We start from the raw sequence: 15,393 nt of genomic DNA, 5'->3' as shown, positions 1-15,393 counted from the left end.
TCATCGGCCTGGGCTGGCATCTCCCTGGCCGCCTGGTTCCGCGCTGCGCAAGGCTTCGCGCAATGCGGTCTTGAGAATCTTGCCGTAGCTGTTCTTGGGCAGCTCTTCATGGAATACGTAGCGCTTGGGCTTCTTGAACGAGGCGATTTCGCCGCGGCACCAGGCGTCCAGTTCCTCGGGCGCCAGGGTCGCGCCGGGGCGCGACACCACGAAGGCCACCACCTCTTCGCCCCATTGCGCGCTGGGCGCGCCGACCACCGCCACCTCGCGCACGCCGGGATGGCGCGCCAGCGTTTCCTCGACTTCGCGCGGATAGATGTTGGAGCCGCCGGAGATGATCACGTCCTTGCTGCGGTCGGTCAGCGTCAGGAAACCCGAATGGTCGAGCCGGCCGATGTCGCCCGTGCGCAGCCAGCCGTCCACCAGCGTTTCAGCGGTGGCGGGATCGTTGCGCCAGTAGCCCTGCATCACGGCGTTGCCGCGCACCAGCACCTCGCCCTCGGTGCAGGACGGCACGGCCCGCAGCGCGGCGTCGACCACGCGCAGCTCCATGCAGCTCTGCGCGGTGCCGACCGAAGCCAGCCGCGCGGCGCGCTCGGGGTGGGCGGCATCGGCAATCACCTCGCGCGACAGCGCGGTGATGGTCATCGGGCTTTCGCCCTGGCCGTAGATCTGCACGAAGCGCTGGCCCAGCACCGCCAGGGCTTCTTCCAGGTCGGCCAGGTACATCGGCGCGCCGCCGTAGATGATGGTCTTGATGCCGCGGCCGTCGCGGCCGCCGGCGCGCGCCTGCTCGACCAGGCGCTTGATCATGGTGGGCGCGGCGAAGAACGACAGCGGGCCGGTCTGCTCGGCCAGCGCCAGGATCTCGGCCGGCTCGAAGCCGCGCGATTCGGGCACGACGTGGCGCGCGGCCTTGCGAACGTAGAGCACGTGGTACAGCCCGGCGCCGTGCGACATGGGCGCGGCGTACAGCATGCCGTCGCCGGGCTCCACGGTTTCCACGTCCACCGCATAGCACAGGCCCATGGCCACCAGATTGCGGTGGCTCAGCATCACGCCCTTGGGCCGGCCGGTGGTGCCGGAGGTATAGAACAGCCAGGCCAGCGCATCCGCGGCCAGCGGCGCCGGGGGCGCCCAGGGGCCGGTCCCGGCACAGGCCCGGGCGTAGTCGGCGCCGTCGATCTCCAGGTGGCGGCAGCCATCCGGCAGGCAGCCCGCCGGCAGATCGTCGAGCCGGTCGGTGAAGATCACGCTGGCGTCGGCATTGGCGGCGATCCAGCCGACTTCCTTGGGATGCAGCTTGGGGTTGATCGGCACCGCCACCGCGCCCAGCCACCAGGCCGCGTACAGCAGCTCCAGGTATTCGACGCGGTTGCGCGCGAACAGCGCGACGCGATCGCCCGGGGCCAGGCCATGGTCGCGTTGCAGCCAATCGGCCAACGCCGCGGCGCGGCGGGCGAAGTCACGGTAGTTCGCATGCAGGCGCAGGCCCGTATGCAGGGCCGGCCGGCCTCCGTGCTCCAGCGCGGCCGCCTGCAACCAGTTCGCGATATTCATGCCATTACGCCCGCACCGCCTCGAGCACCGACGCGTAGTTCGCCACGGCCATGCCGCCCATGTTGAAAACCAGCCCGAGCTCGGCGCCGGGGCGCTGCATGTCGCCGGCGCGGCCGGTCAGCTGGCGGTAGGCCAGCGCGTGCATCGACACGCCGGTGGCGCCGACCGGATGGCCCTTGGCCTTGAGTCCGCCCGACAGGTTGACCGGCAGATCGCCGTCGCGGCGCACCGTGCCCTCGCTGAGCACGCGATGCCCTTCGCCGGGCGCGGCCAGGCCCATGGCCTCGTAGATCAGCAGTTCGGCGATGGTGAAGCAGTCGTGCACCTCGGCGAAATCCAGATCCTGCAGCTGGATGCCGGCATCCGAGTAGGCGCGCTGCATGGCGCGGTGCGGACCCTCGAACGCCAGCAGGTCGCGGCCCTCCAGCGGCAGCATGTCGTTGACTTGGGTGGCGGCGCGAAAGCGCACCTGGCGCGCATAGCGCGGCGCGCGCCGCTCGCAGGTCAGGATGACGGCGGCGGCGCCGTCGCTGATGGGCGAACAGTCGGTCATGCGCAGCGGCGCCGCGATCATGGGATTGCGTTCCGAGATCGTGTTGCAGAAGTCGGCGTCCAGCTCGCGCCGCAGCTGCGCCAGCGGATTGCGCAGCGCATTGGCGTGGTTCTTGGCGGCGATGGCGGCCATGACCGGCAGCGGGTCCTCGTAGCGCTCGGCGTATTTCTCGGCCAGGCGCGCGAACTGCTGCGGAAAGCTCATGGCGCTTTCGCGCGGATCGTTCTTGTAGCCGGCGCAGGCCAGCGCCTCGGTCACCTCGGGCGTGCTGCGCGAGGTCATCTTCTCGACGCCGATCACCAGCACGGTGCCGGCCGCGCCCGACTGGATCGCGCGCAGGCCGGCGTGGATCGCGGCCGAGCCCGAGGCACAGGCGTTCTCGCAGCGCGTGGCGGGCTTGAAGCGCAAGGCCGGATGCGCCTGGTGCACCAGCGAGGCGGGGAAGGCATCGGGAACCAGCCCCGCGTTGAAATGCCCCAGGTAGATCGCGTCGATCTCGGCGGGGTCGATGCCGGCGTCCTCGATCGCCTCGTTGGCCGCCATCACGATGAGTTGCTCAAGATTCAGAGCGTCCAATTTGCCGAACGGCGTATGGCCGCTGCCCACGATCGAAACGCCCGAATGATCGAACATGTCCCTCTCCCCATGCACGGTGATGTGCGGCGGTGGTGTGCTTGTGCGATCAAGTGTAGGACTGCGCCAATACGTATCTCTATACGTGCATCCACGTACGCGAATACGTAGTGGGGGGATGCGCATGTCGACCCGTACGTACCGGACGGGCCGCGCATCGATGCGCGAAATCGCGCCGTCGTGGAGTGGCGATATGACGCTCGAAATACGGCGTAGAGGCGCGGATTCAGGCGCTTGCGAGCATGTTCACATGTGTTCCAAATGGCGTTTGACCGCGCCAGGCGCGAACGGCCGGGACGTGTTTTTTTGCTCGAAGAAATGGGGGTGTACGTACGTGTTTGGAGGCAGTGACGCGTCTGGAATTTTCAAATCATCTGTATAAGAATTCGTCGACGCGAGCATGCGGGCGGCAGGCAACGCATTAGAAAAAAACGTGCTGCCGCCAGGGTCAGAATGTCTTTCATAGGAAGAACAGATCATGACGAGTTTCGTATCGCTTTTGGTTGGAGACGGCAGTGTCCTGGTTCGTTGCGGCGAACTGCTGATGGCAAAGGGACACCGCATACAGGCAGTGATTTCCACCGATTTGACCGTGCGCGCGTGGGCCGCCAAGGCCGGCATCCCGCAGTACGCGCTGGACGACGCGGTCAAGCCGGAATCCCGGCTGTCGGCCGACATCCTCTTCAGTATCGGCAACTACTCGGTGATCCCCGATGCGCTGCTCGAGCGCGTGCGGCGCATGAGCATCAACTACCACTATGGCCCGTTGCCGGAATACTCGGGCCTGCACGTGCCGGCCTGGGCGGTGTACGACCGCGCCATCGACTACGCCATCACCTGGCACCGCATCGGCGAGATCATCGACGGCGGCGGCATTCTCAAGCGCGTCGCGGTGCCGATCGAATCGACCGACACGGCCCTGTCGCTGGGCCTGAAGTGCGACGAGACCGCCATCCAGAGTTTCGGCGCGCTGGTCGACGACCTGGCCGCCGGCCGCGAGCGCGAGACGCCGCAGGACCTGTCGCGGCGCCGCTATTTCTCGCGCCATTCGCAATTCTCGGCCGAAGGCCTGATCGACTGGCACCAGGACGCCGAGCAGATCGCCGCCATGGTGCGCGCCACCGACCACGGCCCCTTCAGCAGCCCGCTGGTGTGGCCCAAGGCCTTGATCGATGGCCGTGTGCTGGCCGTGCGCAAGGTCAGCGTCGAGGCGCGCGCCGCGGGCGCGGCGCCGGGCGATGTGGTGGCGGTGGATGCCTTCGGCGCCAGCATCGCCACCGGCAATCGCGCGCTGCGCCTGGAAGCGCTGTGCACGCTCGAGGGCGAGGACGTCGCCATCGCCGACCTGGCCAGCGCCGGCAGCCTGCGGGCGGGCGCGCGCCTGGCCTCGGCCAGCGAGCAGGTGCGCGCCCAGGTCACGGCCGCCGGCACCGCCGCGTCGGGTTCCGCCGCCTTCTGGCGCGGCCAGTGGGCCGCCTGGCAACCGTACCGCCTGCCGTATGCGCGGCCGACCGCCCCCGAGACCAACACGGCGCCTATCGTGGGCAAGCTGCCCGCCGCGCCGCAGGGCGCCGGGCGCGAGCAGGCCTTCATCGAGCAGGCCGCGGGCGGCCTGTGCACCTTCCTGGCGCGCGCCTCGGGCGCGGCCGACGTCCACCTGGCGGTGGCGCTGCCGCGCACCGACGTGGACCCGGAGTGCCGCGATGTGTTCTGCGCCTGGGCGCCGGTGCTGGCGCACATGGACCCGGCGGCGCCGGTGTCGCGCAACCTGGACGCCGTGGCCGGGGCGTTGGGCCAGGCGCGCGAGCATGGCCTGATCCGGCGCGACCTGATCGGCCGCGACGCGGCGCTGGCCGCCCGCCATGCGCGCGGTGAACTGACGCCGGACGTGCTCGTGTCCAGCCAGGTGCCCGCGGCCTACGCGGCGGACGAGGATCGTCCGGCGCTGGAGTTCGTGCTGCTGGCTGGCAGTGAAGCCTTCGAACTGCATTTCAATCCGCGCAAGATCACGCGCCGCGCCGCGGCGCAGCTGGCCGCGCAGGTGGCGGACTGGTGCCGCCGCCTGCCGGCCTCGACCGACCGCAAGCTGGGCGAGGTCGAGGCCTTGTCGGCGAGCGAGCGGCAATCGCTGGTGGAGCAGTTCAACGCCACCGGCGATACCGCCACGCTCGGCGCGGTGGTGCACGAACTGTTCGAGCACGCCGCGGTCCAGCACGAGGGCAGGGTGGCGCTGCGCTGCGCCGACCAGTCCATGTCGTATGGCGAACTGAACGCCGCCGCCAACCGCGTGGCCGGCGTGCTGCGCGGCAAGGGCATTGGCCGCGGCCAGCTGGTGGGCGTATGCCTGGACCGTTCCATCGACATGGTCGTGGCGCTGCTGGCCGTGCTCAAGACCGGCGCCGCCTATGTGCCGGTCGACATGGCGTTCCCGGCCGAGCGCATCCGCCAGATGCTGGAGGCCGCCCAGCCGGCGCTGCTGATCGCGCCGCCGGCGGCGCGCGACGCCAGCCTGAGCGCCTGGGCCGAGCGCTGCCTGGATCTGGGCGCGGCCCTGGCCCAGGCCGGCGACGACAGCGCCAATGCGCCGTCCTCGGCGCAGGCCGACGACCTGGCCTACGTCATCTTCACCTCGGGGTCCACCGGCAAGCCCAAGGGCGTGGAAGTCACCCACGGCGCGTTGGGCAACTTCCTGCTGTCGATGCGCGCCGCGCCCGGCTGCGACGCCGGCGACAGCCTGCTCGCGGTGACCACGATTTCCTTCGACATCGCGGCGCTGGAACTGTTCCTGCCGCTGATCAGCGGCGCCAGCGTGGTGATCGCGCGCCAGCAGGAAAGCCTGGACGGCCAGACGCTGCTGGACCTGATGCGCCGCCACGCCGTCACCATGATGCAGGCCACGCCCACCACCTGGCAGCTGTTGCTGCAATCGGGCTGGCCGCGCGCCGTGGCGCTCAAGCGCCTGCTGTGCGGCGGCGAAGCGCTGCCGCGCGCGCTGGCCGACGAGCTGCTGGCGCGCGCCGAGTCGGTGTGGAACATGTATGGCCCGACCGAGACCACCGTGTGGTCCAGCGTCTGGCAGGTTCGTCCGGGCGAGGACATCGTCATCGGCCAGCCCATCGCCAACACCCAGCTGTACGTGCTGGACGCCAACCTGGCGCCGGTGCCGGCCGGCTTTGCCGGCGAGCTGTGCATCGGCGGCGCCGGCGTGGCGCGCGGCTATCACAAGGACCCGGCGCAGACGGCGGCGCAGTTCGGCGCCAACCCGTTCGCGCCCGGCGCCCTGTACCGCACCGGCGACCTGGCCTGCTTCAAGGAGCCGGGCAAGCTGGTGGTGCTGGGCCGCAACGACGGCCAGATCAAGCTGCGGGGCTTCCGCATCGAACTGGGCGAGGTCGAGGCCGCCGTGGCCAGCCACGAAGACATCGGCCGCGCCGTGGTGGTGGGCCGCAACGACCAGCTGGTCGCCTACTGCCTGCGCAACAGCTCGCCGGCCAGCGCCGCGCAGGACCGCCGCGCCGAGACCACCGCCGTGACCGAATGGCGCGATGTCTGGGACCGGGCCTACGAGCCCGGCGCGGCCGATCCCACCTTCAACACCGCCGGCTGGCACAACAGCTACGACGGCCTGCCGTTCGCCGCCGACGAAATGCGCGACTGGCAGCAACGCACTGTCGACCGCATCCTGGCCACCAGCCCCGAGCGCGTCTTCGAGATCGGTTCGGGAACCGGCCTGGTGCTGTTCGGCGTCGCGCCCAAGGTCGCCCAGTACCGGGCCATCGACGCCTCCAGCCAGGCGGTGGAACAGATCAACCGCCACCTGGGCGGCCTGCCGCAGGCCTCGTGCGAACACCGCCTGGCCAACGATTTGCCGGAGGTGGAGCCGGGCAGCTTCGACACCGTGGTCATCAACTCGGTGGCGCAGTACTTCCCCAGCGCCGGCTATCTGCTGTCGGTGCTGGACTGGGCCACCCAGGCCGTGACCGAGGGCCGCATCTTCGTCGGTGACGTGCGCGACCTGGCGCTGCTCGAGGCATTCCATGCCGACGTGGCCAACTTCCAGGGCCTGTGCAGCCTGTCTCCCGACGAGCTGCGGCGGCGCGCGCAGCGCGGCCTGCGCTCGGAACGCGAGCTGGTGCTGGCGCCCGAGTTCTTCGCCAACCTGCCGGCGCTGTACCCGCAGATCTCGCGCGTTGAAATCCTGCTGCGCGACGGCGCCTACGTCAACGAGATGTCGCGCTTTCGCTTCGACGTGATCCTGCACGTCGGCGCGCCGGCTTCCGGCCGCGCCAGGCCGCGGGCCATGACGGCGCTCGATTGGGGCCGAGATGGATTCGACCTGCCGGAGCTGGCGCGGCGCCTGGGCAAGGGCGGCAAGCCGCTGGCCATCGCCAATATTCCCAACGGCCGCCTGGCCGACGTGCACCAACGCGTGAGCCATGTGCTACAGGCGCAGGCCACTACCGGCCCGGGCCAGTGGGTCGACCCGCGCGACCTGGCGCAGGCGGCCGAGGCGGCCGGCTATCGCATGGCCATGCTGCCGAGCCGCGCGCGCGACATCTGGGCATTCGACGCGGTGTTCTGGCAGGCCGGCGAACAGCCCGACCTGGGCTGGCAGGCGCCCCAGGCGCTCGACCGCGATGCGCTGGCGCAATGGGCCAACCAGCCCGCGGCCGGCGCGCCGCCGCGCCCCGCGCTGCAACGCGTGCTGCGGCCCTGGCTGGAAGCGCGCCTGCCGGGCTACATGATTCCGGACTTCTTCGTCGAACTGGACGAGTTCCCGCTGACGCCGAACGGCAAGATCGACCGCAAGGCGCTGCCCGAACCCACCGAGGTGATGCTGGAGCCGGCGGTGCAGCCCACCAATGAGCTGGAACAGCAGTTGCAGGCGGTCTGGGCCGAAGTGCTGGGCCATGACCGCATCGGCATCCACGACAGCTTCTTCAAGATCGGCGGCAATTCGCTGCGGGTGGTGCGGGTGCAGGCCGAGCTGCAGAAGCTGCTGGGCCGCAACGTGTCGACCTCGACGCTGTACGAGCATTTCACCATCAAGGACCTGGCCGCGCATCTGGCCGGCAACAAGAAGGCCGCGCTCAACACGCCCAAGCGCCGCAATGCGCTGGCCGACGAACCCATCGCCATCGTCTCGATGGCCTGCCGCCTGCCGGGCAACGTCAACAGTCCCGAAGACCTGTGGAACCTGCTCGAGCGCGGCGGCGACGGCATCGTCGAAGTGCCCAGGGAACGCTGGGACGCGGCCGCCATCTACGACGCCGACCCGGACGCGCGCGGCAAGTCGTACTGCATGCGCGGCGGCTTCGTGACGCCGATCGACCTGTTCGACGCGCCGTTCTTCGGCATCTCGCCGCGCGAGGCGCGGGCGCTCGACCCCGCCCAACGCATGATGCTCGAAGTCACCTCCGAGGCGATCGAGCTGGCCGGCTATTCGATGGACCAGTTGCGCGGCAGCCAGACCGGCGTGTTCGTCGGCATCGGCAAGGGCTACCACGAGTACGGCCTGGCGCTGGCCGGCGGCCTGGCCGACCTGGACGGCTACGTCGGCACCGGCTCGGCCGGCAGCACCATGTCCGGCCGGGTCTCGTATGTGCTGGGCCTGGAAGGGCCGAGCATGACGGTGGACACCGCCTGCTCGTCGTCGCTGGTCACCACGCACCTGGCCTGCAATGCCCTGCGCCAGGGCGAGTGCGACCTGGCGGTGGCGGCCGGCGTCACGCTGATGCTGTCGCCCGACCTGCACGTGGAATTCAGCCGCCTGCGCGGCATGTCGCCGGACGGCCGCTGCAAGTCGTTCTCGTCCAGCACCGACGGCACCGGCTGGAGCGAAGGCGCCGCCGTGGTGGTGCTCAAGCGCCTGTCGGACGCGCAGCGCGACGGCGATCCGATCCTGGCCGTCCTGCGCGGCACCGCGGTCAACCACGCCGGCCATAGCGCCAGCCTGACCACGCCCAGCGGCCCGGCGCAGCAGCGCGTGATCCGCCAGGCACTGGCCATGTCCGGATTGCAGCCTTCCGACATCGATTACCTGGAAGCGCATGGCACCGGCACCAAGCTCGGCGACCCGATCGAGGGCAATGGCCTGGCGGCGGTGTTCGGCGGCAGCCATACGCCCGAGCGGCCGTTGTGGGTCGGCTCGGTCAAGTCCAACCTGGGTCACACGCAGGCGGCGGCCGGCCTGGCGGGCGTCATGAAGGCGGTGCTGGCCATGCATCATGACAAGCTGCCCATCACGCTGCACGTGGTCGAGCCGACCCCGGCGGTGGACTGGGCCGCGGCGCAGATGGCGCTGGTGCAGCAGGAGCAGCCGTGGCCGGCGGGCGAACGCCCGCGCCGCGCCGGCGTCAGCTCGTTCGGCATCGGCGGCACCAATGCCCATGTCATCGTGGAAGAGCCGCCCAAGGCCGCCGCGCCGGCCCGCGCCGCCAAGCCTGCGGCCACGCCCGAGTCGCTGCCGTTCGTGCTGTCGGCCTTCACCGTGCCCGCGCTGCGGGCCCAGGCCGACAAGCTGCACCTGCACATGGGCATGAACATCCAGGACCGCTTCCTGGACGTGGCCTATTCGCTGGCCACCACCCGCACGCACTTCCGCAAGCGCCTGGTGGTGTTCGCCAAGGGCAAGTCCGACCTGCTGGACGCGCTGGCCTCGTACGGCCGCACCGGCGAGGTGCCGGCGGGCGCGGTCAGCATGGTCGATGACCGCGACCGCGAATGCCGCCTGGCCCTGCTGTTCACCGGCCAGGGCAGCCAGCTGCCGCGCATGGGTCACGGCCTGTACCAGTCCAACCCGGTCTTCCGCCAGGCGCTGGACGAGATCGCGCAGCGTTTCACCACGCTGGAAAAACCGCTGCTGGAGGTGATGTTCGCCGAGGCCGGCAGCGACGAGGCCGCCTTGCTCAACCGCACCGACTTCACCCAGCCAGCCCTGTTCGCGCTGGAAGTGGCGTTGTGGCGGGTGTGGCAAAGCTGGGGCGTGCAGCCCGAGCTGCTGCTGGGCCACAGTATCGGCGAGATCGCCGCAGCCCATGCGGCAGGGGTGTTCGACCTGGACGACGCCTGCCGTCTGGTGGCCGCGCGCGGCCGCCTGATGCAGGCGCTGCCCGCCGGCGGCGGCATGGCCTCGCTGGAAGCCAGCGCCGACGAGGTCGAGAAGGCGCTGGCCGCGCTCGGCCTGGCCGCCCGTGTCTCGCTGGCCGGCCTGAACGCGCCGCAGCAGACGGTGGTGTCCGGCGACATCGACAGCATCGAAAAGGTGGTGGCGCACTTCAAGCAGCAACAGCGCAAGGCCAAGCGGCTGGAGGTCTCGCACGCGTTCCACTCGCATCTGCTGGAGCCGATGCTGGGCGCCTTCCGCCAGGTGGCGCAGTCGCTCGACTACGCCACGCCGAAGCTGGCCCTGGTCAGCAGCCTGACCGGCGAGCTGGCCAGGCGCGGCGAGATGACCCAGCCTGAATACTGGGTGCAGCAGGCGCGCCAGGCGGTGCGCTTCAATGCCGGCATGCGCACGCTCTACCAGCAGGGCATCAACGCCTTCCTGGAACTGGGTCCGCAGCCGGTGCTGTCCGGCATGGGCGCGGCCTGCCTGGCCGATGACGGCCCGGTGACCTGGGTGGCCTCGCTCAACCCGGCCAAGGACGAGACCCAGACCATGCAGAAAGGCCTGGCCGAGCTGCACGTGCTGGGCGCGCCGGTGGACTGGCGCGGCTTCTTCGCCCCGTATGGCGGCGAACGGGTCAAGCTGCCCACCTACGCCTTCCAGCGCGAGCGCTACTGGCTCGAACCCATGCCCACGCGCACGGTCGGCGCCGGCCTGAACGACGCCAATCACCAGTTGCTGGGCGGCGGCGTGCAGATCGCCGGCACCGACATGACGATGTTCACGACCGTGGTGGCGGCCGACGAGCCGGCCTGGGTGCAGGAGCACCAGGTGATGGACGCGGTGCTGATGCCGGGCACGGCGTTCTTCGAGGCCATGCGCGCCGCGGGCCGGCAGGTCAAGGGCCAGTGGGACCTGGCCGACGTGATCATCCTGGCGCCGATGGTGCTGGCGCCCGGCGTATCGCTGCGCATGCAGATCACCGTGGGCGCGGAATCGGGCGGCGCCCGCACCGTGCACGTCTACAGCGCGCCGGAGTCGGACGAGGACGGCGAATGGCAGCTGCATGCCGAAGGCAAGCTGGTGCCGGCCCAGGCCGCACGCCAGGATTCGGTCGAGCTGCCGCCGCCGGATGGCGATCCGATCGACGTGACCGCGCTCTACCAGGATCTGCATGAACTGGGCTACGGCTACGGCCCGACGTTCCAGGGCATCAATGCCGCCTGGCACGTCGACGGCGACGTCTGGGCGCGGGTGGCGCTGCCGGAAGCGGCCGCGTCGTCGGCCATCCGCTACGGGCTGCATCCCGCGCTGCTGGATTCGTCGATGCATTCGCTGCTGCTGACCCAGCGCCTGAAAGCGCAGGTGGGCGATGACGTGTTCGTGCCGTTCGAGGCCGAGCGCCTGTCGGTCTGGAAAGACGGCCTGGCCGAAGTGTGGGTCAAGGTGGCGGAGTTCGAGCTGGGCGAGGGCGAGTTCTGGGCCTCGCTGGACCTGTACGACACCAGTGGCGAGCACGTGGGCCGGCTGCAGCGCCTGCATGCGCGCCGCATCCACCGCGCGGCGCTGCGGCGCCTGGCGGCGGCCGGGGTCGACCGCTTCCTGTTCCGCACCGAATGGCAACCGGTCGAGGCGCCCGAGGCCGTGTTCGGCGGCACCTGGGGCCTGCTGGGCGGCGCCGACGCGCCCTGGGCCGATGAGATCCGTTCGCGCCTCATGCAGGCCGGCGCGCAGGTCGTCGACATCGCCCGATTGAGCGAGGCCGAGGCCTGCGATGGCGTGATCCAGCTGTGGGGCGGCGATGGCCAGGTGGCCGAGTCGTCGCACCGCCAGGCCGCCAGCGCGCTGGTGCAGGTGCAGGAACTGGCGCTGGCCGGCTTCGCCAAGCCCATCATCTGGCTGACGCGCGGCGCCGTCGGCACCAGCAGCGACGATCCGGTGTCCGACCTGGGCGCCAGCCCGTTGTGGGGCCTGCTGCGCACCGCGCGCAACGAGCATCCGGAACTGGCCCTGCGCATCGTCGACCTGGGCGAGACCGCGGCCGACCTGGACACCCTGGCGTCCGCGCTGGCGCTGGCGGACGAGCCCGAGTGCGCGATGCGCGGCGCCAAGGTGCTGGCGCCGCGCCTGAAGAAGGCGCCGGCCAACGCCGGCCTGGTGTTGCCGGCCGAGGGCAACTGGCGCCTGGAGATCGCCACCAAGGGCCGCCTGGATCAGCCGCTGTCGGTCAAGACGCTGGTGGACGAGCCGCTCGCGGCGGGCGAGATCCGCGCCGCGGTCAAGGCCACCGGCGTGAACTTCCTGGACGTGCTGAACGCCCTGGGCATGGTCGAGATTCCGGCGCTGGGCCTGGAGTTCGCCGGCGTGGTCACGGAAGTCGGCAGCGCCGTCAAGCACCTCAAGCCGGGCGACCCGGTGCTGGGGCTGGCGCGCGGCGCCTTCGGTTCCTCCATCGTGGTGGACGCGCGGCAGGTGGTGGCCAAGCCCGACAATCTCAGCTTCGAGGAAGCGGCCACCATCCCCATGACCTTCCTGACGGCATGGTACGGCCTGCACGTGCTGGGCAACATGCAGCCGGGCGAGCGCGTGCTGGTGCATGCCGCGGCCGGCGGCGTCGGCATGGCGGCGGTGCAACTGGCGCTGCTGCATGGCGCCGAGGTCTACGGCACCGCCAGCGAACCGAAGTGGCCTGCGCTGCGCAAGCTGGGCCTGGCCGATGACCACATCGGCACCTCGCGCAGCCTGGACTTCGCGCAGACCTTCGCCGAAACGGCGCCGGGCCGCGGCTTCGACATCGTGCTCAACTCGCTGGCGCGCGAGTTCATCGATGCCAGCTTCGCCATGCTCAAGCCGGGCGGCCGCTTCCTGGAGATGGGCAAGATCGACCTGCGCGACCAGGCCTGGGTCGAGGCCAATCATCCGGGCGTGACCTACCGCGTCTACAACCTGCCCGAGGCCGGCGTCGAGCGCATCCAGGAAATGCTGGGCGCGATCGCCGCGCTGTTCGCCGAAGGCAAGCTCAAGCCGCTGCCGCTGCGCACCTTCCCGCTGGACAGCGCCTCCGACGCGCTGCGCTTCATCGCGCAGGCCCGCCACGTGGGCAAGGTGGTGCTGGTGCCGACGCAGCGCCGCGGCATGGTCGATCCGGACGGCGCGGTGCTGGTCACCGGCGGCCTGGGCGGGCTGGGCCGCTACGTGTCCAAGTGGCTGGTGCAGAACCACCAGGTGCGTGAGCTGGTGCTGACCTCGCGCAGCGGCATGCGTTCGCCGGATGCCGAGGCTTTCGTGGCCGAATTGGCCGAACTGGGCGCCCGCGCCACCGTGGTGGCGTGCGACGCGGCCGACGCCGACGGCCTGCAACGGGTCATGGGCGAGTTCGGCGAAGACCGGCCGCTGCGCGGCGTGGTGCACGCGGCCGGGGTGCTGGACGACGGCATGCTCGCCGGCCAGACGCCGGAACGCTTCGACACCGTGTTCGCGCCCAAGGTCGACGGCGCCTGGCACCTGCATCGCCTGACGCAGGACCTGCCGCTGGACTTCTTCGTGCTGTTCTCGTCGATCTCCGGCGTGACCGGCGCGCCAGGCCAGGGCAACTACGCCGCCGCCAACACCTTCCTGGACGCGCTGGCGCACCATCGCCGCGCCAAGGGCCTGGCGGCGACTTCGGTGGCCTGGGGCGCCTGGGACGGGCAGGGCATGGCCGCGCGCCTGAGCGACGCCGACAAGACGCGCTTCAGCCGCCAGGGCATGGAGGCGCTGGGCCCAACCGAGGCGCTGGACCTGTTCGAGGCCGCCGTGATGAGCGACGCGCCGATGGCCGTGGCCGCCGCGCTCGACCTGGGCCGCCTGCAGCGCACGCTGGAGGACAACAACGGCGGCAGCGCGCCGGCCCTGTACCGCGAGCTGTTCAGCCGCGCGGCGGGCGGGCGCGGCGCGGGCGGTGGCGCGGGCGGCGGCGCCGGCCTGCGCAAGCTGCTGGTGGAGACCGCGGTCGAACAGCGCGAGGCCGCGGTGCTGGAGGCGGTGCGCGCCGAGGTGGCCAAGGCGCTGGAGTTCGCCTCGCCGGAGGACGTGGACGTCAGCCTGCCGCTGCAGGATATCGGCATCGACTCGCTCACCGCCGTGCTGCTGCGCAACCAGCTCTCGGACATGACCGGCCTGGCGCTGCCCGCCAAGATCGCCTTCGACCATCCCAACCTGCGGGCGCTGAGCCAGTTCCTGCTGGAGAAGCTGACCGAGGCGGGGCTGGACAGCCAGGAGGCCCCGGCCGAGGCCGGCGCGGCGGCGAAGGAGGCGGCCGGCGGCCGTCGCCTGGACGACCGCGTGGCGCGTCGCGGCTACCTGGAGCCGGAATTGCAGTTCGACAACGTGCTGGCGATGGAGGCCGAGCCCGAAGCCGTGTTCGTTACCGGCTCCACCGGCTTTGTCGGCGCCTTCCTGTTGCACGAGCTGCTGCGCGCCAACATCATCGCCTACTGCCTGGTGCGGGCCGACGACGCCGAGAAGGCCATGGCGCGGCAGGTGGAGATCCTGCAGAAATACGATCTCTGGAAGCCGGAGTACGCGGCGCTGCTGAACCCGGTGGTCGGCGACCTGACCCAGCCGCTGTTCGGCCTGTCCGAGCACGAGTTCGACCAGTTGGCGAACCAGGTGGATGCCATCTGCCATTCGGGCGCGCTGGTCGACTGGATGCTGCCGCTGGACAACTACCTGGCGCCCAACGTGGTGGGCACGCACGAGGTGCTGCGACTGGCCTCGCGCGGCCGCGGCAAGGCGGTGCACTTCGTCTCGACCGCCGCCACGCTGCCGCGCTACCTGGGCTACGAGGTGTCCAAGGACGAACGCGAGTACGGCTACCTCAGCTCCAAGTACATGGCCGAGCAGATGGTGGCGGCGGCGCGCTGGCGCGGGGCCAAGGCCTCGATCTACCGCCTGCCGTTCGTCGGCGCCAGCGCCAGCAGCGGCCATTTCCGGCTCGATCGCGGCGATTTCCTGCACAACCTGATCTCGGGCTGCATCGCCATGGGCAGTTTCCCGCTGCTGGGTTCGGACATCGGCGGCGTGCTGCCGGTGGACTACCTGGCGGGGGTCATCGCCCGGGTCATGACCCGCGACCAGGACCGCATCGGCCAGGACTACGACTTCGCCAACCCGCAGGCGCCTGGCTTCAACAGCCTGGTGCAGCACATCCGCGGCGCCGGCGCGCAGGTCGGCAGCCTGCCGTTCGAGCAGTGGCGGGAGGAAGCCCTGGCGTATGCGCAGGCCAACCCCAGGAGCGCCATCGCGCGCATCGCGGCGGTGCTGGACGGCCTGGGCGTGCAGAGCGACCTGGAGCAGATGTTCGACTGCTTCCCGGTGGGCCGGCAGGTGTTCGGCGGCGAGGTCTATCCCTGCCCGCCGGTCGATGCCCGGCACGTCCGGCCGTATGTGGAACGCATCCTGGCCGCCGCGCCGGCCGCCGCGCAAGCGCAGGAGTTGTCGCCGGTATCCCAGCCGGCTTGAGCAAGTTCGACCCGCCGCCGGGGCAGCGCCATGCAGG

Annotated in this window: 4 protein-coding genes; 1 reads left to right on the top strand and 3 read right to left on the bottom strand. The window is 70.7% G+C overall.

The window, feature by feature from the left end:
• The 3 genes from ACUTAG_RS03525 to ACUTAG_RS03515 form a co-directional block, all read right to left on the bottom strand.
• Positions 1-1,560, bottom strand: a complete 1,560-nt coding sequence (locus ACUTAG_RS03525) for a class I adenylate-forming enzyme family protein (RefSeq protein WP_024069647.1) — start codon at positions 1,558-1,560, stop codon at positions 1-3.
• 4 nt (positions 1,561-1,564) lie between these two features.
• A complete protein-coding gene (locus tag ACUTAG_RS03520; RefSeq protein WP_054445521.1) occupies positions 1,565-2,746 on the bottom strand; it encodes an acetyl-CoA acetyltransferase in 1,182 nt (393 codons plus the stop codon).
• A 246-nt stretch (positions 2,747-2,992) separates the two neighbouring features.
• Positions 2,993-3,226, bottom strand: coding sequence for a hypothetical protein (locus ACUTAG_RS03515; RefSeq protein ID WP_131728065.1), 234 nt, complete (start codon positions 3,224-3,226; stop codon positions 2,993-2,995).
• A 91-nt stretch (positions 3,227-3,317) separates the two neighbouring features.
• Between ACUTAG_RS03515 and ACUTAG_RS03510 the strand changes: the two genes are divergently transcribed.
• Positions 3,318-15,356, top strand: a complete 12,039-nt coding sequence (locus ACUTAG_RS03510; RefSeq protein ID WP_446649988.1) for an amino acid adenylation domain-containing protein — start codon at positions 3,318-3,320, stop codon at positions 15,354-15,356.
• The last annotated feature ends 37 nt before the right edge of the window (positions 15,357-15,393 follow it).

The sequence above is a fragment of the Achromobacter sp. CSND-B12 genome (assembly GCF_052906545.1).
This window is presented reverse-complemented; position numbering and strand designations above follow the sequence as displayed.

What these genes read in the sequence shown, in the direction of transcription:
- ACUTAG_RS03525 (WP_024069647.1), bottom strand. Translation starts at nt 1,560, where the DNA reads ATGAATATCGCGAACTGGTTGCAGGCGGCCGCGCTGGAGCACGGAGGC.
- ACUTAG_RS03520 (WP_054445521.1), bottom strand. Translation starts at nt 2,746, where the DNA reads ATGTTCGATCATTCGGGCGTTTCGATCGTGGGCAGCGGCCATACGCCG.
- ACUTAG_RS03515 (WP_131728065.1), bottom strand. Translation starts at nt 3,226, where the DNA reads ATGATCTGTTCTTCCTATGAAAGACATTCTGACCCTGGCGGCAGCACG.